This window comes from uncultured Maribacter sp. (assembly GCF_947496775.1).
In the GTDB taxonomy this organism is placed as follows: Bacteria; Bacteroidota; Bacteroidia; order Flavobacteriales; family Flavobacteriaceae; genus Maribacter_B.
Map to the genome: position 1 here is coordinate 117,776 of NZ_CANMDU010000010.1, position 23,185 is coordinate 140,960.

Annotated in this window: 15 protein-coding genes; 8 read left to right on the forward strand and 7 right to left on the reverse strand. The window is 32.8% G+C overall.

Annotated features, from left to right (window positions below; all coding sequences use genetic code 11):
- Window positions 1–36 precede the first annotated feature (36 nt).
- Window positions 37–1,047 carry a type I glyceraldehyde-3-phosphate dehydrogenase gene (gap, locus tag Q0856_RS15240; RefSeq protein ID WP_298506392.1) on the forward strand — a complete coding sequence of 337 codons (1,011 nt, stop codon included), beginning with the start codon at window positions 37–39 and terminating at the stop codon, window positions 1,045–1,047.
- Between the two features lie 23 nt (window positions 1,048–1,070).
- The gene (locus Q0856_RS15245) at window positions 1,071–3,257 is read left to right on the forward strand and encodes an ATP-binding protein (RefSeq protein WP_298480683.1); all 2,187 of its coding nucleotides are present in this window, start codon (window positions 1,071–1,073) and stop codon (window positions 3,255–3,257) included.
- On the opposite strand, the gene lpxK is transcribed toward Q0856_RS15245, so the two are convergent.
- Window positions 3,254–4,258, reverse strand: coding sequence for a tetraacyldisaccharide 4'-kinase (gene lpxK / locus Q0856_RS15250; protein WP_298506395.1), 1,005 nt, complete (start codon window positions 4,256–4,258; stop codon window positions 3,254–3,256). The genes Q0856_RS15245 and lpxK overlap by 4 nt on opposite strands.
- Window positions 4,259–4,309: 51 nt before the next feature.
- Between lpxK and Q0856_RS15255 the strand changes: the two genes are divergently transcribed.
- Both Q0856_RS15255 and Q0856_RS15260 read left to right on the forward strand, forming a co-directional pair.
- Entirely contained in the window at window positions 4,310–5,404 is a 1,095-nt protein-coding gene (locus Q0856_RS15255; RefSeq protein ID WP_298506443.1) for a Nif3-like dinuclear metal center hexameric protein, read from the forward strand.
- Between the two features lie 2 nt (window positions 5,405–5,406).
- Complete coding sequence (locus Q0856_RS15260; protein WP_298480679.1) at window positions 5,407–6,186, forward strand: C4-type zinc ribbon domain-containing protein; 780 nt, start codon at window positions 5,407–5,409, stop codon at window positions 6,184–6,186.
- Window positions 6,187–6,258: 72 nt separating this feature from the next.
- Here Q0856_RS15260 and Q0856_RS15265 read toward each other — a convergent pair whose 3' ends face one another.
- Window positions 6,259–7,602 carry an NAD(P)/FAD-dependent oxidoreductase gene (locus Q0856_RS15265; RefSeq protein ID WP_298506398.1) on the reverse strand — a complete coding sequence of 448 codons (1,344 nt, stop codon included), beginning with the start codon at window positions 7,600–7,602 and terminating at the stop codon, window positions 6,259–6,261.
- A gap of 566 nt (window positions 7,603–8,168) precedes the next feature.
- Between Q0856_RS15265 and Q0856_RS15270 the strand changes: the two genes are divergently transcribed.
- The 3 genes from Q0856_RS15270 to Q0856_RS15280 all read left to right on the forward strand — a co-directional run bounded on the left by Q0856_RS15270 (window position 8,169) and on the right by Q0856_RS15280 (window position 18,841).
- Entirely contained in the window at window positions 8,169–15,698 is a 7,530-nt protein-coding gene (locus tag Q0856_RS15270) for a Calx-beta domain-containing protein (protein WP_298506399.1), read from the forward strand.
- Between the two features lie 275 nt (window positions 15,699–15,973).
- Complete coding sequence (locus Q0856_RS15275) at window positions 15,974–16,879, forward strand: type IX secretion system membrane protein PorP/SprF (protein WP_298481341.1); 906 nt, start codon at window positions 15,974–15,976, stop codon at window positions 16,877–16,879.
- An 18-nt stretch (window positions 16,880–16,897) separates the two neighbouring features.
- Window positions 16,898–18,841, forward strand: coding sequence for an OmpA family protein (locus Q0856_RS15280; protein ID WP_298506402.1), 1,944 nt, complete (start codon window positions 16,898–16,900; stop codon window positions 18,839–18,841).
- 75 nt (window positions 18,842–18,916) lie between these two features.
- On the opposite strand, the gene Q0856_RS15285 is transcribed toward Q0856_RS15280, so the two are convergent.
- The 4 genes from Q0856_RS15285 to Q0856_RS15300 all read right to left on the reverse strand — a co-directional run bounded on the left by Q0856_RS15285 (window position 18,917) and on the right by Q0856_RS15300 (window position 21,270).
- Window positions 18,917–19,465, reverse strand: a complete 549-nt coding sequence (locus Q0856_RS15285) for an ATP-dependent Clp protease proteolytic subunit (RefSeq protein ID WP_298481337.1) — start codon at window positions 19,463–19,465, stop codon at window positions 18,917–18,919.
- A gap of 132 nt (window positions 19,466–19,597) precedes the next feature.
- Window positions 19,598–20,419: a mechanosensitive ion channel domain-containing protein gene (locus Q0856_RS15290; RefSeq protein WP_298506405.1), complete on the reverse strand. Its 822-nt coding sequence runs from the start codon at window positions 20,417–20,419 to the stop codon at window positions 19,598–19,600.
- A gap of 23 nt (window positions 20,420–20,442) precedes the next feature.
- Entirely contained in the window at window positions 20,443–20,640 is a 198-nt protein-coding gene (locus tag Q0856_RS15295) for a hypothetical protein (RefSeq protein WP_298506407.1), read from the reverse strand.
- Complete coding sequence (locus Q0856_RS15300; RefSeq protein ID WP_298506410.1) at window positions 20,641–21,270, reverse strand: RNA polymerase sigma factor; 630 nt, start codon at window positions 21,268–21,270, stop codon at window positions 20,641–20,643.
- A gap of 75 nt (window positions 21,271–21,345) precedes the next feature.
- Here Q0856_RS15300 and Q0856_RS15305 point away from each other — a divergent pair, with 75 nt between their 5' ends.
- The gene (locus Q0856_RS15305; protein WP_298506412.1) at window positions 21,346–22,029 is read left to right on the forward strand and encodes a hypothetical protein; all 684 of its coding nucleotides are present in this window, start codon (window positions 21,346–21,348) and stop codon (window positions 22,027–22,029) included.
- Here the strand turns inward: Q0856_RS15305 and Q0856_RS15310 are convergent.
- Window positions 22,026–23,174 carry an MFS transporter gene (locus Q0856_RS15310; protein ID WP_298506415.1) on the reverse strand — a complete coding sequence of 383 codons (1,149 nt, stop codon included), beginning with the start codon at window positions 23,172–23,174 and terminating at the stop codon, window positions 22,026–22,028. The two genes, Q0856_RS15305 and Q0856_RS15310, sit on opposite strands and share 4 nt — an antisense overlap.
- Between the last annotated feature and the right edge of the window lie 11 nt (window positions 23,175–23,185).

Sequence of the window (23,185 nt, forward strand, 5' to 3'; positions counted from 1 at the left end):
CACCTTCTTGCTATATTTCAAATCTGATATTTTCTTATGAATAAAATAAACATAGGTATTAATGGTTTTGGAAGAATAGGGAGAACTCTTTTCAGACTTCTTAGTCAACAAGATCACTTACATGTTGTAGCAATTAATGACTTAGCAGATAGTAGAACATTATCTCACCTATTAAAATACGATAGTATACATGGCGTAAATAGCAGCGAAATAAGTCATGATGACAAACACATTATTGTCGAAGGAAAAAAAATTATTCTATTTAACGAAGACCATCCAAAAAACATTGATTGGAATTCCAAGAGAGTAGATATTGTAATTGAATCTAGCGGCAAATTTAAGTATAAAAAAGACTTAAATTATCATTTGGCTAATGGAGCTAAAAAAGTAATCTTATCAGTACCTCCAATAGAAGATTCTATTAAAATGATAGTATGTGGTATTAATGAAAATACGCTTACTGTTAATGACCACATTATTTCTAATGCGTCGTGCACCACAAATAATGCTGCTCCAATGATTAAAGTGATTAATGATTTATGTGGTATTGAACAGGCATATATAACCACCATTCACTCCTATACGAGTGACCAAAGCTTACATGATCAACCTCATAGAGATTTAAGAAGAGCGAGAGCTGCAGGGCAATCTATAGTACCAACAACAACAGGTGCTGCTAAAGCCCTTACTAGAATATTCCCTGAACTAAAGGACGTTATTGGAGGTTGCGGTATTCGTGTTCCTGTTCCTAATGGATCCCTTACAGATATTACTTTTAATGTAAAAAAACCTACAACAATTAAAGAAATTAATGATACTTTTGAAAAAACAGCTAATAAGGAGCTAAAAAACATATTGTTTTTTACAAAAGACCCTATAGTATCTATAGATATAAACAATAGTTCTTATTCTTGTACGTTTGATTCACAAATGACTTCGGTTATTGGTAAAATGGTAAAAATAATTGGCTGGTATGATAATGAAACGGGTTATAGCAGTAGACTTATTGACCTAATTAATATATTAATTAGTAAAAATTACATTTGAAAATTCTTTGTACATACAGAAAGATGAAAAATCTTGCAATACTTATAGTTGCTTTTGTAATGAGTTTCTATTCGTATTCTCAAGATTCTCTTCCAAAAAAAACTGTAGAGGAATATTTTAACCTTGCTAGGAGTTTTAAAAATCAAAACAAAATAGATTTAGCTTTAGAATCCTTGAATAAAGCCTCTGCACTAGCAGAAAAAAACGAAGATGTAAAATCTCTGTTAGATAGCTATCATAAATTTGCAGAACTCTATTTAAAACTAGATAATGAGGAAAACTCCCTTTTCTACTGGGATAGAGCCGAAGTTTTATTGAAAGATATTGAATATCCTTATGGAGATGCAATACATAAATACATAGAAGCCATTTTACTGTTTAGAAATAATAAAAATTTTCAAGCAATTTTTATGCTCAATGAAGCTAAACAACTTAACAACGACCGTAATTTCTTCAACAACATACTATTAACAGAAGGGAACATATATTTAAATTTAGAAAAGTATGATAATGCATCTAAAAATTTTAATTCCTTAATTATAAATACGGATATTTTTGAAAAAGAATATCTAGCAACAAAAGCGCATTTAGGACTTACGGAACTATATTTTAAAATGGGTAAGTACAAAGAAAGTGCGGATCATGGAGAAGAAGCTTTAAAGCTAGCCCGGCAAAATAGTTTTAATATTGAAATTCTAGAAAGCCATAAACTTCTAACTATGGCTTATGAGAAAAAAGAAGAATACAATCTTGCATTACAACAAAACAAAAAGACCCTTCTGATTAAAGACTCTATTTTTAATATAGATAAATTAAAAACGGAGCAAAAGACAGCGGATAAAATCAGAGATGAATTTAAAACATCTGAAATTAACCGTTTAGAAACTGTAAATGAAGAACTAAACGAATCTGCAAACAGATCCGAAATAACAGCAGTGTTAACCTCTGCATTTTTAATTATTATCTCTCTATTGGCAGTATCTTTATATAGAAATAACCAGATAAAGTTAAAAACGAACGATTTATTACAAACCAAAAATAAAGAGTTACAAGCTGCAAGAGATGGTGCAGTACAAGCCATGGAAGCAAAAACCAACTTCTTATCAACGGTAAGCCATGAACTACGAACCCCTCTTTACGCCGTTACTGGACTCACCCATTTACTACTAGAAGAAAATCCAAGTGAAAATCAAAAAGAACATTTAAAAGCCCTAAAATTCTCTGGTGACTATCTACTAAATTTTATCAATGATATTTTACAAATTAATAAAATTGATGCGGATAAATTAGAACCATTAAACATGGAATTTAACCTTAAAAAGGTACTTAAAGAGGTTATAGATTCTTTACAACAAAGTGCTAAAGAAAGAAACACGCAAATTACTTTACAATACGATGAAGATATTCCAGGTCATTTAATGAGTGACCCTATAAAACTTTCTCAAATTTTTATGAATTTAGTAGGTAATGCCTTAAAGTTTACCAAAGATGGTGAAGTAAAGGTAATTGCTAAACTTCTTAAAAAGGTAGATGATGATGTAACTCTCTATTTTGAAGTAGAAGATAATGGTATAGGAATATCTAAAGAAATGCAAGAAAGTATCTTTGAAGGATTTGAGCAAGGGTCTATACAAATCAACAGAGAATATGGCGGTACTGGTCTTGGACTGACTATTGTAAAAAGTCTTTTAGGTTTATTTGATAGTAAAATTCAACTAGAAAGTGAATTAGGTAATGGTAGTTCTTTCTTTTTTGAGATTGTAGCAAAATCTAAAGATGCAATCGTAGACGAAATATCTTTTGAAATTACAGAAAAAGATTATGAGTTTAAGGGTCTTCATTTGATGATTGTAGAAGACAACAAAATAAACCAGGTTATCACCAAAAAAATGTTAACCAAAAAAGAAATTACTAGTGACATTGCTAGTAATGGCTTAGATGCCGTTGAACTTGCTAAAAACAATACTTATGATGCCATTTTAATGGATATTCATATGCCAGGGATTAGCGGAGAAGAAGCGACTATTAGAATAAGAGAGTTTGATACAAAAACTCCAATTATTGCATTAACCGCTATATCTCTAGATGATAGCTTAGAGAGCTTTTATGCTGCAGGCTGTAATGATGTGGTGACCAAACCATTTAAACCTGAAGTGTTTTATCAAAAAATAGGAGAAAACATTTTCGATAAGAATAGTGAAAATTCTTAATTATCAGCTACATAAGACTTTATATCCTGTTCAAAAATCTTTCCTCCATCATTAAAAAAACAATGCTCCACTCTTATATACATAAGGTTTTTCATTTTTCCTTTTAACCGAACATAGTCCTTCTCCGTAGTAAGAATATATGGTTTAGATTGCATAAATTTAATTTCCGATTCCGAGAAAAAATGATGGTCTTTATAATTTAAATGACTAAAAGAAATTCCTTTTTCTTCTAAATAAGCAACCAAAGGTGCTGCATTGGCTATACCAGTAACCAAGGTTATATCTTTATTTCGTAATGAATCTAACGAAACTGAGACCGATTTTTCATTTAAAACATCTTTATATCCTATATAAGTAAACAGCACTTTCTGGTTAGAGTTTATACGTAACTTCTCTATTATACGCTTCTGACTATCCAACGGCAAATCTTTAGGGCATTTTGTAACCACTATAATATTTGCTCTCTTGGCCTCCTTTTTACTATCCCTTAAATTACCTGTAGGCAAGTACCAATCTTCTGAATATAAATTATCATAAGCCGTTAATAATATAGAAAAACCAGCTTTTACCTTCCTGTGTTGAAAACCATCATCTAATATTATAATATTGGGGTTTTCTTTTTCCTCTAAGTTTTCTATTCCATTTTGCCTATTGGCATCTACAACTAATGCTATTTCGGGAAATTTAGACCAAATTTGATAAGGTTCATCACCCAATTCTTCCACCCCACTTTCTTTTGTAGCTAAAATATAGCCCTTAGATTTACGCCCGTACCCCCTACTTAGAACCGCTACCCTACTATTTTCTTTAAACAAAGAAATTATGGTTTCCACCATTGGTGTTTTTCCCGTTCCACCGGCACTAAGATTCCCAACACAAACAATAGGTGTTTTATAGGATTTAGACTTTAGCACTTGTATATCAAAAAGCCAATTCCTTATATATACCACCAAAGCATAAATAAACGAAATAGGAAATAGTATTTTTCTGAGCAGTTGCATTAGAACGAAAGTATAATATTTTATCTTTGATAACCATATAATCCAATGAAAATGATTGTTAAAGACATTACAAATATACTAGAAGAATTTGCTCCTCTTAATTATGCTGAAGATTTTGACAATGTAGGTTTACTTGTGGGGAGCCCCACTCTCGAAGTTTCTGGAGTTTTAGTAACACTAGATACGCTAGAAAATGTAATTGATGAAGCCATAGAAAAAAAGTGTAACCTTATAATTAGTTTTCATCCTATTGTTTTTGGAGGGCTAAAAAAAATAACTGGTGCTACTTATGTAGAAAGAGTAGTTATTAAAGCCATACAAAACAACATTGCAATATACAGTATGCATACCGCATTGGATAATAATACCCAAGGTGTAAACGCCAAAATATGTGACGTATTAGGTTTAACAAATACTCAAATTTTAATACCACAAAAAAACACCATAAAAAAATTAATAACATACGTTCCTTTAAAAGCTGCCTCCCAATTAAAAGAAGCCTTATATAGTGCAGGAGCAGGCAATATTGGTAACTACAATAATTGTAGCTTTTCTAATGAAGGTACAGGTAGTTATAAAGCTAATGAAAATGCCAACCCTACTTTAGGTGAGATAGGCAAAGTTCATCTTGAAAAAGAAATACAAATACATATTACTTTTTCTAAATCTAAAGAAAAATCGGTATTAAAAGCATTATTTAATAACCATCCATATGAAGAAGTAGCCTATGAAATTACTACTTTGGATAACACCAATCAAAATATTGGAATGGGTATGGTAGGCGAATTAAAACAACCAATTGAGGAGTTACCGTTTTTAAATCTTCTAAAAAAGAAAATGCATGTTTCTTGTATTAGACACACCAATCTTTTAGGCCTAAATGTGTCTAAGGTAGCTGTTTTAGGAGGAAGCGGGGCTTTTGCAATCAATGCTGCAAAGCAATCTGGGGCCCAAATTTTCATCACTTCAGATATTAAATATCATGAATTTTATCAAGCAGAAAGTAACATTGTAATTGCTGACATTGGACACTATGAAACTGAGCAGTTTACAAAAAACCTTTTAGTTGATTATCTTACGAAAAAAATCCCTAATTTTGCAATCCATTTATCGGAAAGTATAACAAATCCAATCCAATATTTATAAATATGGCAAAAAAAGCAGAAGCTACGGTAGAAGATAAGTTAAGAGCATTATATGATTTGCAATTAATTGATTCTAGAGTTGACGAGATTCGTAATGTTCGTGGAGAACTACCATTAGAGGTTGAAGATTTGGCTGACGACGTATTAGGTCTTAAAACAAGATTGGACAAGTTAAAAACAGATGTTGAAACTATCAATTTTGAAATAGGAGCTAAGAAAAACATAATTGAGGAAGCTAAAGCCTTAATTAAAAAATATACGGAGCAGCAAAAAAATGTTCGTAACAGTAGAGAATTTAACTCTATTAGTAAAGAATTAGAATTTCAAGAATTAGAAATTCAATTGGCAGAAAAGAATATTAAAGAATTCAAAGTTCAGATAGAACAAAAGAAAGAAGTTATTTCTGAAGCTAAAGAACGTTTATCTCAAAGAGATGCTCACCTTAAACATAAAAAAGGAGAACTAAATGCAATTTTAGCAGAAACAGAAAAAGAAGAAAAAGCTCTTTTAGAAGAATCTGAAAAATACCAAGGTAAAATCGAAGAGCGTTTAGTAAAAGCATACGCTCGTATTAGAGGTAATGTAAAAAATGGTTTAGCAGTTGTTCCAATTGAAAGAGGAGCTTCTGGAGGTTCTTTCTTTACTATTCCTCCTCAAATACAAGTGGAAATTGCTTCTCGTAAAAAAATAATTACAGATGAGCATAGTGGTAGAATCTTAGTAGACCCTGTATTAGCAGAAGAAGAGGCTGTAAAAATGGCGAAATTGTTTGCCAAACTATAAAAGTACCTTTTTTTAATAAAACATAAAAAACCATCTACATAGATGGTTTTTTTGTACCTATATTTTTACTGATTAACCCAGAAGAGCTAAAATTTTCTTCTCCACAGTTACACTATCCCAAATAGCTTCAATATCTGGCATATTCATTATTTGTTGCATTATAGATTCTTGTTTATCTCCATAGGATAAAGCTTCGGCATATGGTTTATTGGAAAATGTAACTCTAGAATACACAGGAACCCATTTATCTGGATATTTGGACGCAAAATGCTTCTCAATTCTTTTTTGCAGTAAAAATTTAGGATTAGCAGTTTTTTTACTCATTTCAATAAAATTCCTATAACTAAGTTCTGCTATGGCATCTGCATTTTCCTTTCTACTTTCTTGGTACTTTTTAAAAATAGTTTCCCAATCATCTTCATTTTCTTTTATTAAACTATTCAAAACAAAAATATCTTCAAAACCAGCGTTCATACCTTGTCCATAAAAAGGAACTATAGCATGAGCGGAATCCCCTACCAATGCCACTTTGTCCCAATATGTCCATGGATAACACTTCATAGTAACCATGGCACTTGTTGGATTCTTAAAGAAATCCTCTGCCAAATTTTCTATATCTGGCATAACATTAGGAAAATAGGTGGTAAAAAATTCTTTTGCGTCTTGGGTTGTTTTTATTTTTTCGAAAGAAACGGCCCCTTCAAAAGGCATAAATAAAGTACAGGTAAAACTGCCATCTAAATTAGGCATAGCAATAAACATAAAATTTCCTCTTGGCCAAATATGAAACGAGTTTTTATCTAATTTATGACTACCATCTTCATTAGGTAAAATAGTAAGTTCTTTATAACCTACATCAATAAAATCTTGAGAATAATCAAAACGACTTCTTCTTTGCATTTTATGACGAACACGCGAAAAAGCGCCATCGCAGCCGAAAATTAAATCATATTTATATTCCTTCCATTCTCCTTTTTCCGTTTCACCGGTAAACAAACGAGCCGTTGGGAGATCCACATCCCAAACTTTTTCTTCAAACTTAAAGACTACACCAGATTCCTCTGCCAAATCTATCATTTTACGATTAAGTACCCCTCTAGAAATAGACCATATGGCTTCATTATCTTTTCCATAATCTTGATAATACAATGGCTTCCCAATAACATGTAATGCTCTCTTGTTTAAGGGTATAGCTATTTCTTTAATTTCATCTTCTATACCTACTTCTTCTAAAGCATTCCACCCCCTATTACTCATTGCAAGATTTATAGAACGCCCAGAAAACTTTACTTTTCTAATATCTGGTCGCCTATCAAAAACCGTGATTTTATGCCCAAATTTTTTTAAATAAATAGCTAATAAAGAACCTACTAAACCCGATCCAATTATCGCGATTTTTTTATGAGAATGAGACATAAATGTGAGTGATTATTTTGAAGTTACCAGCAAAAATACTAAAATATAAATTGCTCTTTTAAAGATAAGAAAATACGTGATTTTAATATTTTTTGTAGCCGTAATTCAAAGAAAACAAATTAAAATGTGACATTTATCACATTAATACTATTAAAAAATATCAAATAAGTAATCTTAATCTTACTAATAGCCAAATATAAACTTTCAAAGTGATAAGAATTTAATTAATAAAATCGCTATTTTAAAAACTATTTTTTACATTTCACCGTAACATAGCCTTTATTTAATAGAGGTTTTATAACCCTTCATCGACAAACTACACCGTACATCTAAACGGAGTTATCCGATAAAAACACCTGTTAATCGACACCTTTGTTTCTCATCGATTAATCTTCCTGCTTAGACTAGAAAATCTACAATATAATAATACTATGAACGTTATTTGAATTCGCAAAATCTATACTAGATTTTTTGCAACCCAACTAAACCTACTATTGCAAATTTTAGTTCGCAATTATTTAAGCTAACTAAATTAACGATAGATTTTTATTTTAAAAAATATGCCTATGTGCAAATTTACTTTAAACGCTAAATTCGTCAAGTACCTTTTAACACTAGTATTTGCCGTTGTATCATATTCAGCAACTGCTCAGGTACAAAAAGCTTTTTCCATTAGGTATTCCGAAACCATTAATGGTGATGTAACAATGATTGCAAACAATGTGCTATCCGCTCATGCAACTAACAACTTTAATGGTAATGAAGATAACCAGGATTCTAATAATAGAGTTTATGTAGATATTGACAGTGATACTTCTACCTTTAACTCAAGTAGCGCAAATTTAACCGACCCAGAACCTGGGGTGTCTTGTAAAGAATTTGTAAGAGCTTATATATATTGGGCTGCTTCCGATAAAGAACCAGGCGGAGTTACTAATAATAACGAATCATGGAATCACAATGAAATAAAACTAATGCTTCCTGGAGAATCGAACTACACTACAATAGTTGCAGATGAAATTATATATAGAGGTAGAGATTCACATTTTAGCAATGATCCGTATATAGGTATTAAAGATATAACCGATGAAGTAAAATTGCTTTCTAATCCTTACGGAACCTATCAAGTTGCAAATATAAAAGCTTCGTACGGAGGATTAGAGCCACATGATGTTCCTGGTGGTAATTATGGTGTAGCAGGTGGATGGCAAATTGTTTTTGTATATGAATCTCCACAATTGTTAAGAAGAAATATAACCCTTTTTGACGGTTACGCTCATGTTGATAATAACACAGAAACCGAATTTAACGTAAATGGTTTTTTATCTATTCCAAACGGACCTGTAAAAGCGGATATCGTTTTAGGTGTTATTGAGGGAGATAGAGTACTGAATGATGATAGTTTTCAAATATTAAGACCTGATAATGTTTGGGAAAGAATTAGCACTTCTCTTAGAGATGAAGATAACTTTTTTAACAGCAGAATTACAATAGATGGTGCTGATTTCACCAATAGAAACCCTAGCAGTACAAACACTCTAGGTTTTGATGCTTCAATTTTTGAATTAAAAAACCCTGGAAATCAGTTAATCGATAATAATCAAAATAGCACTAGATTAAAAGCTACCTCTGGTACCACCATTGGCAATGGAGAATCTTATGGTTTGTATTTAGTAGGTTTTTCTATTGAAGTTTACGAACCAAGCTTAGGAGCTTTAGAGTTTTTAACCTCCCCGCTAAATAGCACATATAGTCCAGGAGATACCGCCACATTATCTTTAAGTATTGAAAATACGGGTAATGATAATATTCACAATTTAGAAATCTCAACAATTTTACCAAATGAAGTAGAGTTTGATGCTACGCAACCTTTACCAAGCGGAGTAACCTACAACTATAATAGCGGTACAAGAACACTAACGTTTTATGTAGCAGATGGAAATGTAGATACCAATGATTCTGCTTTTACGATTGATTTTGATGTCATTGTAAAAGACCAATGTTATTTTTTAGAAGGTGCATGTGCAGGTAATTTTAGCATTCAAGCTGAAGCTAATTTTACTGGCGAAATTAACACCCTTCCAAGAACAACATATAGCTCTGGAACCAAAGATATTTGTGGATTTGGTAATCATGACCCTAGTGTTGTTTCTATTAATCGTCCAGCGCAAGTAAATTGGACGACAGCAGCAAATGCACTAAACAGAACTGTTGAATGTAGTGATGCTACTGCATTAACAACTGCTCAAGCTTTGGAACCAGCAACAGAGTTTTGCAACTTTACTTTAAATAAAACTTCGGGTAGCTTTGTTGCCGATGCCGGTTGCGCTTCAACTGGGACATACACAAACACTTGGGAGTTTACAGATGGATGCGGTAGAACAAGCTCAACGTTTACGCAAGTTATTACTTTAGTAGATAACGGTGACCCTACATTTGTAGAAGCCTTACCTTCTGATACAGTTGCTGCTTACAACAGTATCCCAGGTGCTGAAACACTAACTGCAAATGATAGTTGCGACACCAATGCAACAGTTTCTTTTAACGAAAATTACATCGGAGACAATACCGGAACAACATATACTATTGTTAGAACTTGGATTGCTGAGGATTGTTCTGGAAACTCTATATCGCATACGCAAAACATATATGTAACTGAGAATGGTGATCCAATTGGTTTAGCCATCAATGATCTTACTGTAGATGAAGATGCTGGCACTGCAATTTTTACAGTAACTCATACCGGTTTTGTTTCTGGAGGGTTCACAGTTAATCATGCTACAAATAACAACACTGCGGTTGCACCGGGCGATTTCACAGCTATAGCTACAGCTCCAATATCTTTCAATGGTACACATGGCGAAACACAAACAATAACAGTTACTATAATTGATGACTCGCTTTTAGAATCTAATGAAAATTACAATATAGAATTAACAGCAGCAACTAACACTCCTAGCATTAACGATGATAGTGGCTTAGGAATTATCAATGACAACGATAATGCTACTCTTGTCCTTTCTGCTAATAATGCTACGGAAGGGAGTAATATAATATATACTGCCACCCTTTCTACAGTAAACAATACTGGTACTGTTATTACTGTAGACTTTGCAGACCTAACTACTGGTTCTGCAACTTCTGGAACAGATTATACCGCTGTACCTGTTAATGCAACAATTACTATTGCTAATGGAGCCACAACTGGTACTATTAATATACCAACAACTCAAGATAGCGTAATTGAAGGCAATGAAACTATAATTGCTCAAATTAGTAATGTATCTTATTCCGGAGTTACAATTAGCTCCAACTCTGCTACTGCTATCATTAATGATGATGATAATGCAGCTCCTGGTGATGGTATCGCTTTTTCGCAAGCTATAGTTAATACTTTAGAAGGAAATGTTGCTGCGGATAATGTAACACTTACTTTTAATGTTACCTATTCTGGTACTATTCCTGCCGGAGAAACAGTTTCTGTAGATTATACTACCGTAGACGGAACTGCGCTTGATGCTTCTGATTATGAAAGTAATTCTGGTACCCTACAATTTACATCTGGAAACCAAGCTACAACCATAGTGGTACAAGTAACAGAAGACACTAACATTGAAGCGGATGAGAACTTTACTGTTCTTTTAAATAATATTACTACTGCAAACGGTTTTACTACCGGATTTGTAGATGGAAACTCTTCTAACTCTGCTACTGGTAATATCAATAATGATGATAATGCTGGAGCTGGTGATGGTATCGCTTTTTCTAGTGTTACTATTTCTGAAGATGAAGGAAATGTTGCTGCGGATAATGTATCACTTACTTTTAATGTTACCTATTCTGGTACTATTCCTGCCGGAGAAACAGTTTCTGTAGATTATACTACCGTTGACGGAACTGCACTTGATGCTTCCGATTATGAAAGTAATTCTGGTACCCTACAATTTACATCTGGAAACCAAGCTACAACCATAGTGGTACAAGTAACAGAAGACACTAACATTGAAGCGGATGAGAACTTTACTGTTCTTTTAAATAATATTACTACTGCAAACGGTTTTACTACCGGATTTGTAGATGGGAACTCTTCTAACTCTGCTACTGGTAATATCAATAATGATGATAATGCTGGTGCTGGGGATGGTATCGCTTTTTCTAATGTTACTATTTCTGAAGATGAAGGAAATGTTGCTGCGGATAATGTATCACTTACTTTTAATGTTACCTATTCTGGTACTATTCCTGCGGGAGAAACAGTTTCTGTAGATTATACTACCGTTGACGGAACTGCACTTGATGCTTCTGATTACGAAAGTAATTCTGGTACCCTACAATTTACATCTGGAAACCAAGCTACAACCATAGTGGTACAAGTAACAGAAGACACTAACATTGAGTCTGATGAAAACTTTACCGTGCTTTTAAATAATATTACTACTGCAAACGGTTTTACTACCGGATTTGTAGATGGGAACTCTTCTAACTCTGCTACTGGTAATATCAATAATGATGATAATGCTGGAGCTGGTGATGGTATCGCTTTTTCTAATGTTACTATTTCCGAAGATGAAGGAAATGTTGCTGCGGATAATGTATCACTTACTTTTAATGTTACCTATTCTGGTACTATTCCTGCGGGAGAAACAGTTTCTGTAGATTATACTACCGTTGACGGAACTGCACTTGATGCTTCTGATTACGAAAGTAATTCTGGTACCCTACAATTTACATCTGGAAACCAAGCTACAACCATAGTGGTACAAGTAACAGAAGACACTAACATTGAAGCAGATGAAAACTTTACCGTGCTTTTAAATAATATTACTACTGCAAACGGTTTTACTACCGGATTTGTAGATGGGAACTCTTCTAACTCTGCTACTGGTAACATCAATAATGATGATAATGCTGGAGCTGGTGATGGTATCGCTTTTTCTAATGTTACTATTTCTGAAGATGAAGGAAATGTTGCTGCGGATAATGTATCACTTACTTTTAATGTTACCTATTCTGGTACTATTCCTGCGGGAGAAACAGTTTCTGTAGATTATACTACCGTTGACGGAACTGCACTTGATGCTTCTGATTACGAAAGTAATTCTGGTACCCTACAATTTACATCTGGAAACCAAGCTACAACCATAGTGGTACAAGTAACAGAAGACACTAACATTGAAGCAGATGAAAACTTTACCGTGCTTTTAAATAATATTACTACTGCAAACGGTTTTACTACCGGATTTGTAGATGGGAACTCTTCTAACTCTGCTACTGGTAATATCAATAATGATGATAATGCTGGAGCTGGTGATGGTATCGCTTTTTCGCAAGCTATAGTTAATACTTTAGAAGGAAATGTTGCTGCGGATAATGTAACACTTACTTTTAATGTTACCTATTCTGGTACTATTCCTGCCGGAGAAACAGTTTCTGTAGATTATACTACCGTAGACGGAACTGCGCTTGATGCTTCTGATTATGAAAGTAATTCTGGTACCCTACAATTTACATCTGGAAACCAAGCTACAACCATAGTGGTACAAGTAACAGAAGACACTAACATTGAAGCGGATGAGAACTTTACTGTTCTTTTAAATAATATTACTACTGCAAACGGTTTTACTACCGGATTTGTAGATGGAAACTCTTCTAACTCTGCTACTGGTAATATCAATAATGATGATAATGCTGGAGCTGGTGATGGTATCGCTTTTTCGCAAGCTATAGTTAATACTTTAGAAGGAAATGTTGCTGCGGATAATGTAACACTTACTTTTAATGTTACCTATTCTGGTACTATTCCTGCGGGAGAAACAGTTTCTGTAGATTATGCTACAGTAGACGGAACTGCGCTTGATGCTTCTGATTATGAAAGTAATTCTGGTACCCTACAATTTACGTCTGGAAACCAAGCTACAACCATAGTGGTACAAGTAACAGAAGACACTAACATTGAAGCGGATGAGAACTTTACTGTGCTTTTAAATAATATTACTACTGCAAACGGTTTTACTACCGGATTTGTAGATGGAAACTCTTCTAACTCTGCCACTGGTAATATCAATAATGATGATAATGCAGCTCCTGGAGATGGTATCGCTTTTTCTAATGTTACTATTTCTGAAGATGAAGGAAATGTTGCTGCGGATAATGTAACACTTACTTTTAATGTTACCTATTCTGGTACTATTCCTGCTGGAGAAACAGTTTCTGTAGATTATACTACCGTAGACGGAACTGCACTTGATGCTTCCGATTATGAAAGTAATTCTGGTACCCTACAATTTACATCTGGAAACCAAGCTACAACCATAGTGGTACAAGTAACAGAAGACACTAACATTGAAGCGGATGAGAACTTTACTGTTCTTTTAAATAATATTACTACTGCAAACGGTTTTACTACCGGATTTGTAGATGGGAACTCTTCTAACTCTGCTACTGGTAATATCAATAATGATGATACTAACGCAGGCGACGGAATCCAATTTACGCAAACTGAAGTAATTGTTACTGAGGGTACAGATGATTACGCAATTTTCAATGTTACCTTAACAGGAAATATTGGAGAGAACGTAACTGTGGATTATACTACCGCTGTTGGAACAGCTATAAGTCCTAATGACTTTACAGAAACATTAGGAAGAATAACTTTTGAACCAACGGTTAAATCGTTTAATATTCAAGTACCAATAATAGATGATATTTTAGTAGAAAATCAAGAACAATTTACAGTTATACTTTCTAATATTGTTTCTAACATTGGAATTGAATTTGTAAACGGACAACCAACAAACACGGCAACTGGTACTATTAATGATAATGATAGTGACGCAGATTTCCCGAATGACGAAACAGTTAGTTGCGATGCTATCCCAGCAATTGAGACTATTGTATTAAATGCAAAAAATTGTGCGTACACCGTAGATGTTGTAGAAAATATAACTGGTCAGGACGATTCTTGCCCATCAGAATATACTATTACAAGAACTTGGACTGTAACAGACTGTGTTGGTAATATTCGTACACATACACAAACTATTACTGTAGAAGATACTACAGCACCAACTTTTGTAGAAACATTACCACAAAATATTACAGTTGCTTGTAATGCAGTTCCTGATGCAGAAGCCCTAACAATTACAGATAATTGTGATGCTAATGCTACAGTAACTTATAATGAAACTACTACAAATGATAGAAACTGCTCTACGGGTTATGTTATAACTAGAACTTGGACCGCGCAGGATTGTGCAGGTAATGAAAATACACATACGCAAACTATTACTATAGAACCTACAGGTCCTATTACAGCAAGTAACTATGACCAAGAAATTACAATTACTTGTGGCGAGGATATTCCTGAAGTTCCTGCTATTGAATTTATGGGCGGTTGCGGAGATTTTGATGTAGTATTTACAGAAGAAGAGCAATTCTCTACAGATACAGATGATTATATGATTGTAAGAACTTGGAATGTTACCGATTCTTGTGATAACATGGAAACATTTGAGCAAATAATATTTGTAATGCAGCCTCAAGAAGAATTAATAACTATTGATATTTGTATTGAAGACTCAGAAATAGATTTAATAAACTATTTACCAGAGAGCTTTGACACTAATGGATCTTTTGAAGTAATAAGCGGAAACGCAACTTTAAATGGAAGTTATTTTGACCCAATTAATTTCGAAGTAGGAGAATATATTATTTCTTACTCGTCAATAGATACTTCTTGTAAATTCTATGCAGAATATACTATAAACGTTAATGCAGACTGTGTTCCTTGTGGGGTAAAAGATATAGTTGTTTCTAAAGCAGTAACTGTTAACGGAGATGGTATTAATGACTTTTTTACCATAACTGGAGTAGAAAATTGTGATTTTCAATTCCATGTACTGCTATTTAACAGATGGGGAGATAAAGTTTATGAATCTGAGAATTATGACAACGATTGGGGCGGTTTTTCTCCAAGTGGCTCTTTTGGAAATACAGGAGTATTACCTTCCGGAACCTATTACTATATTATCAACATACCAAATAGAGACAATATTAAACCTTTAAATGGCTACATTTATCTAGGCACACAGCAATAAGCATACTATATAAATCCATAAAAAAAGGAGGAAATCATCCCTCCTTTTTTTATACACAAAATTATTCAAACACCCTATAAAAAATGCCTTTCAACGTTATGTGCAATTTTTACATCTTGTCCACATATCCTTGATAAATTACAAATAAACGATATAAATGTTTCCTATCGAATTTTACTTTAGTTAAACGTCTATAATATTAAAAAAAGAAACATTATTGTTGCTTTGTAAAAGAAATAAAGAACAAATCTTAATAAACCATTAACAACAACAACATGAAATTATCTAAAATATTCATTTTTGGATGTATTTTATTATCAAGTGTCCTAACTAAGGCGCAACAGTTACCACAGTTTACCCAGTATATGTATAACACTATATCGGTAAACCCAGCATATGCAGGAAGTAGAGAAACGCTAAATGCCACTATTTTACATAGAAATCAATGGGCCGGCTTAGAAGGTAACCCAAGAACTAATACATTCTCTGTTCACTCTCCTTTAAGAGATGAGAGAATAGGGCTAGGTTTATCCTATATTAACGATAGGCTTGGAGACGAAAGTACCAACTATATTTACGGAGATTTTTCTTATTCTGTTTATTTAAACAGAGAAGTAAAAATGTCTTTTGGATTAAAAGCTGGTTTATCAAACTACACATTATCTAATCCAGATATTACAGACCCATTTTTTAATGATAATTTTAATAGCTGGAATCCTAACTTTGGAGCTGGTGTATTTATTGGATCCAACCGATGGTATGCAGGAATTTCTTCTCCTAGAATATTAAATACAGATGTTAATAATGGAGAATTTAAAGCTATAGAAAGAAACAGCTATTATGCTATTGGAGGATTAGTTTTAGACATGTCTGAAACATTAAAATTTAAACCTACCATAATTTCAAAATTTACAAACGGTGCTCCCGCTACATACGATGTAACTGCCAATTTTTTGTTTAACGAAAAATTTTGGATAGGTGCCTCTTATAGATTTAACGACGCATCTAATTTTGGTGCTATGATGGATTATCAGGTAAGCAAAGACATCAGAATAGGTTATGCATACGATTTACCTACATCAACAATAAAACCATATACGGGAGGAACACACGAGATTATTCTTATTTACGAATTAATAAAGAAAAAGAAAGGCCCTATAAAATCCCCAAGATATTTCTAATCTAAAAAAATGAAGATTATGAAAAACACAAAACCATTATTTTTATTCTTGTTTTTTATTGTATTTCAGTTGTCTTTTGGACAATATGGTGCTCAAAAAAAAGCAGATTACTACTTTGGTCAATTTTCTTATTCTAAAGCAATTAAAGAATACGAAAGAATGATTAAAGGAGACTTAAACACAAGTTATGCGCATCAGCAATTAGCAGAATGTTATCTCTTAATTAGGGATTACAAAAAAGCTATTCCGCATTTTGAAGCTATAATTAATGATGCCATGCTTCCTACAGATTATTATTTTAAATATGCTATGGCTTTATATAGCGATGGCCAGCATAAACTATCGGAAAAATATTTAAAAAAATATAAAAAATACAACAAAAATGACTCTAGGGTTAAACGTTTTTTAAAAGACGGAAACCTTGCATCTGTGGTATTTAATAGCCGACAAAGGTATGATGTTGAACCAGTATCCTTTAACTCTACAGAAAGTGACTTTGGAGTATATTCTAACCAAGGAATACTCTATTTTGCTTCCTCTCGAAAAGATGCTGTAGAAGGAGATGTGTATGGCTGGAACGAAGAACCTTGGTTAGATTTATTCCAAGTGCAAGAAGACAATCCAATGTCTATTCCTAAAAAAATACCAGGTAGCGTAAATACCAAATTTCATGAAAGTTCTTTAGTTTTTTCAACAGATTACAAAAAAGACACCATAATCTATTTTACAAGAAATAACTATTATGAAAAAAAAGAAGGCTATGGTGCTTCCAATGAAATTAATCTTAAAATTTACAGTGCTATTCAAGAAAACGGTGAGTGGAAAGAAAATAGAAGCTTACGCATAAATAGCGATTATTATTCTACTGGCCACCCTACAATAACTCCAGATAGAAAAAGAATATACTATACTTCGGATAGACCTGGAGGTTTTGGAGGTACAGATATATACTATTCCAATATTCATGAAAGAGGAGGTATTGGTTCTCCAATAAATGCGGGACCTACAGTAAATACCGAAGGAAACGAAATGTTCCCTTTTATTAACCAAGAAGGAAAATTATTTTTCTCTTCGGACGGGCATGTTGGCTTTGGGCAATTAGATGTTTTCTCTACTATTAGTAATGAAGAAGGAGAAATCGTTGATGTAATAAACTTAGGAACCCCTATGAATAGTTCAGCGGACGACTTTGCTTATTATGCTCACGAAAATGGAATAAATGGTTATATAAGCTCTAATCGCGACGGAGGAAAAGGTGGAGATGATATTTACAAATTTAAGTTTACCCCTGCCCTAGATATAGAAGGAGTGGTTACCGATGGTATAAACCATAAACCTTTAGACAGTGTAAAAATTAGACTCTTCGACCAAAAAACGAGTACCCTAGCTGCAGAAACCACAACAGATAAAAACGGGTATTACAGATTACCAATAAATAGAAAAACAAACTATATGATTGAGGCTGTAAGAAGAACACACCCTCATGAAAATGTTTTCTTAAATACATATTCCGTAAAACATAGTACGAAAATAATTCAACAAGATATTGTTTTAGAACCTGTGCTAGATTTAAAGCTTTTGGCTAACCTAAATAAAATTTATTTCGATTTTAATAAAAGTGATATAAGGCCCGATGCAGCTCGAGAATTAGATAAAGTTGTAAACGTAATGGTAAACATGTACCCGGATATGATTATTAGATTAGAAGCACATACTGACCCTGTCGGAAGTAATGCTTATAATGACAGATTATCCGAAAGCAGAGCCAAATCTACCTACGAATACTTAATAGCAAATGGGGTACCCCGAGAGCATATTTTATCTTATAAAGGATACGGAAAAAGAAAACTCATTAACCACTGTACTAGTAAAAAAGATTGTTCTCCAGAGGAATTAGAATTAAACAGAAGAACAGAATTCCCAATAATACAGATTAAAAAAGGTGTTATCTTAGCTAAATAAAATTACCCACCATAACCAACCAAAAAGGGTCTATCCAAAACGGATAGACCCTTTTTAATTTTGTAAAACTAGTTCTTATTCTAAAACACCATCTACAATACCATAAGCGATAGATTCTTCTGCTCCCATCCAATAATCTCTATCGAAATCTTTCATTACTCTATCATAATCTTGACCACAATTATCTGCTAAAATTTGAGCACTTAATTCTTTTGTCTTAATTATTTCTTTAGCTTGTATTTCTATATTAGAAGCTTGCCCTCTTGCTCCACCACTTGGTTGGTGTATCATCACTTGCGCGTGTGGTTGTATAAAACGTCTTCCTTTTTTTCCTACAGAAAGAAGAATAGACCCCATAGACGCTGCTAAACCTGTACATATAGTAGACACAGGACTTTTTAATGACTTTATAGTATCATACATAGCAAAACCAGAAGTTACATAACCTCCTGGGCTATTAATATATAATTGTATCTCCTCATTATTTTGCATATCTAAATACAACAATCTATCAATAACATGTTTTGCAGAATCATCGTCTACCATTCCCCAAAGGAATACTTTACGTTCATCTAACATTTTTTGATCTATTGCTTCTTGTATTTTACCTTTTTTTGAACTCATCTTCTATTTAATTTATGCTATACAAAATTAATCAATTTATTGAGAAACTAATACCTCTCTATAGATTGTTCTTATTATACTAAAATTCAATACTACAACGGAGTTTTTCTAAAAATAATATGCGCGGCACCACTATGGTTCTACTTCTACAGTATTTTCTACCACCTTACGAATAGGCACTACTACTTTTCCTTTTTTTGTTTTTAGAACCATTGCAATATTATCTATGGATTCTACAGTACCTTCTAACTTTTTAATTTTTACCTTATCTCCTACTTCGTAAATTCTGCGACTATAAAAAGTGCGTAATAAATCGCCCACTACATCTCTTGAACCTAAGCCTAAAGCAATTGCCATAGCCAATAAGAAGGCTCCCAAAATAATAGTAAAGTTACTAGTAATTATAGTAGTATCTATTCCCGCTTGATTAAGAGCTGTAATTAGTACAAAAATTAATATTATATAATAAATTACATTACTTATTATTTTTGAACCTCCTATGCCCATGGACTCAAAAACATTACAAATAGCTGTTTTTATAAGTTTTGCGCCAAACATACCAATCATAAAAATTACGACTGCACTAAGCAATACAGGCAAATAACGTAACAGATTGGCTATTTCTGTTGAGATGATTTTTAACCCCATTACATCAGCAGCAACTATAATAAAAACTAAAAGTAAAATCCCTTTTACAAAACCTAAAACAATTTTCGAAACGTCTACTTTAATTGTACTATCGTCTCCAAACAATCTAGCATCGTTAATTTTCTGAGACAATTTATCAATGTTAGCAAGTTTTAATATTTTTTTTAATATCAACTTTATAACTTTAATACAAAGCCAACCAAAAATTAATACAATTATAGCTCCTATTATTCCTGGTAAAGCGGAGGCTATATCTTTAAATATTGAACCTAAAGAGTCTGATACTATCTTTTCAAAATTTTCCATTTTCTATTTTCTAGTAGTCCTAATTATTTATTTTTATTTCTATTTGATGTTTTTAAAAGTCCATCAATAAGCGCCGAATAATTTCCAGTAAAAAGTGTTGCTAAATCCATCATTAACTTAGCCATAGCAACATCATCCATAACTTTTTTGCGTAACTCCGGCGGCACTTCTTTTAGTTCCCCCTGTAACTTTTTAAATGGATTTTTATCTTGTTCCTTCATCTAGGGTAAAGTATTATAGATTTCGATAATTTTTGCTTTTGCTCTTTTCAACCTCATCTTCACTGCACTACTACCTATATTTAATAGCCCCTCTAATTCTTTTATAGAAACACCATCTTGGTATTTTAATAATAATAAAGATTTATCCTCGGGGTCTATTAACTCCATTGCTTTTTTTAATTTAGCAACCTGCAAATCATACAAACTCTCGTCTGTAACCTCCACTGGAATTATATTTTCATTTTCATTAATATCGCTAGCGTTGTCACTAATTTTTCGCCCCTTATCTCTATTAACATAATTAACACAGAAATTATAAGTAAAGGAATACAACCAAGTAGAAAACTTAGATTTTCCTTTAAACGTACTCAATTTAACAAAAAGCATTAAAAAAACATCTTGAGTTAAATCATTAGCCTCATCCTGCGATTTAGCAAAACCGTAGCATTTATTATATACTAATTTAGCATACCTATCATACAAAACTCCAAATAACATAGAGTCTTTTTTGGCTACAATTTTTTTAACTAATTCCTCATCGGAAACGTCTTTATACGGGTCATTAGCCGCCAATTTAGTATTGAATTGGTTACTTATGATAATAAGACACAGTTTTCTAAGGAAAGTCACTATACATATTTTAGGTAAAACAAAAATAGGGGAAACTTAGCTTTATTGATATCTTTATGGTAAAATCCTTTTATTATGAAAAATATAATATTCTTTTTAGGGCTATTTATCCTTTTTAATTTTAGTTGCAAAACGGATAAAAAACAAAAAGAAATTACTCCAAAAGAAGTAGTACCATCTATTCCCGAAAAAATAGCATATACCAGCGGTTTTAAAAATTGGGAGAAGGTAAAAGAAATTCAATTTTCGTTTAATGTAGATAGAGACACTTCTCATTTTGAGCGTAAATGGATATGGAATACTCGTAAAAACAAAGTAACCAGAATAATTAAATCTGATACCGTATCCTATAAGCGTAACACATTAGATAGTATTTCTAAAAAAATAAATGGAGGTTTTATAAATGATAAATTTTGGTTATTGGCTCCTTATAATCTTGTATGGGATTCTAAAAACTATACCTATACTCATTCCGAAAGTTCTATATCTCCTCTCGCAAAAGAAGAATTACAAAAACTTACCATTGTTTATGGAAATAAAGGAGGGTATACCCCTGGAGACGCGTATGATTTTTATTTTGATAAGGGTTATAAGATTAAAGAATGGGTATTTAGAAAGGGAAATCAAGAAGAACCTTCTATGACCACTACTTGGGAAGATTACCTTATAGAACATGGAATACATATTGCAAAAATGCATAAAAAAGAGGGTGATAATTTTAAACTCTATTTTACAGATTTAAAAATTCTTGTAGACTAACTCTTTCTCTTTTTTAATAAAAAACTAATCGGCAATACTGTTATTACCCCCAATAATAAAACTAAAAAACTAAGGTTTAAAGAATACTTATCTGCCAAAAAACCTAAGATTGGCGGGGCGCATAAAAAACCTGCGTATCCGCTACCTGCAATAAAAGAAACACTTTTAGAGGTATCCACTCCTGGTACGTTAGCTCCTATTCTAAAAGTTTCTGGTACCATTACAGAAAACCCTAATCCGCATACTGCAAAACCAAAAATTGCTAAGTAAGTATTTGCTGTTAACACCAATACATACCCAATTATAGCTAATATAGCTCCTAATAAGACAATCTTAATGGGCCCTATTCTAGAGCTAACAGTATCCCCGAGAAACCTTCCTAAAGTCATTGTTATTTGAAATCCTAAAAAACCCAAACCCCACAACGCTTCTGGCGCCATTGCGATTTCATTTAAATATATACCACTCCAATCTATAATAGCCCCTTCACTTGCCATAGAAATAAATGAAATCAATGCTAATAAAATAAGTGGTTTAAATAATTTTAAACTAAAACTTCCTTTTTCCTGTAGATCCGCTTTAGTATTTCTATAGTATCTATAAAAAATTGCATTTACTACAACCACTAAAATTATTGCTATACCCATATGTAAAACAGGATTCTCTAACGGACCGATTAAAAAACTCCCTAATCCTGCCAACACACCTCCTAAGCTAAAAAAGCCATGAGAAGCAGACATAAATTTAGCATCATTTTTTTTCTCTAATTCTGCAACCAAAGTGTTCATAGAAATATCTGTAAAACCATTGGCACCTCCAAAAAGGAAAAGGGACAGCATTAAAGTAAAATAACTTGGTGCTAAGAAAGGAAGTATTGCCGTTAAACCACTTATTAGAATGCCATACCAAGTAGCTTTACCAACACCTATTTTATTTATTATTAAAGATGCTATTGGAAATACGGTAAAAACACCTAAGGATAAAAAGAAAATCGCAAAACCAAGTTCTCCGTTATCTATTTGTAATTTTTCCTTTACAGTAGGTATATAAATTGCCCATGTCCCGAATAAAATATTTATACTACTAAAAACCCATGCAGCTCCAAAATACTTAGGATTAGAAAAAATTAACTTCAGAGAATTCATTATAAAGATTT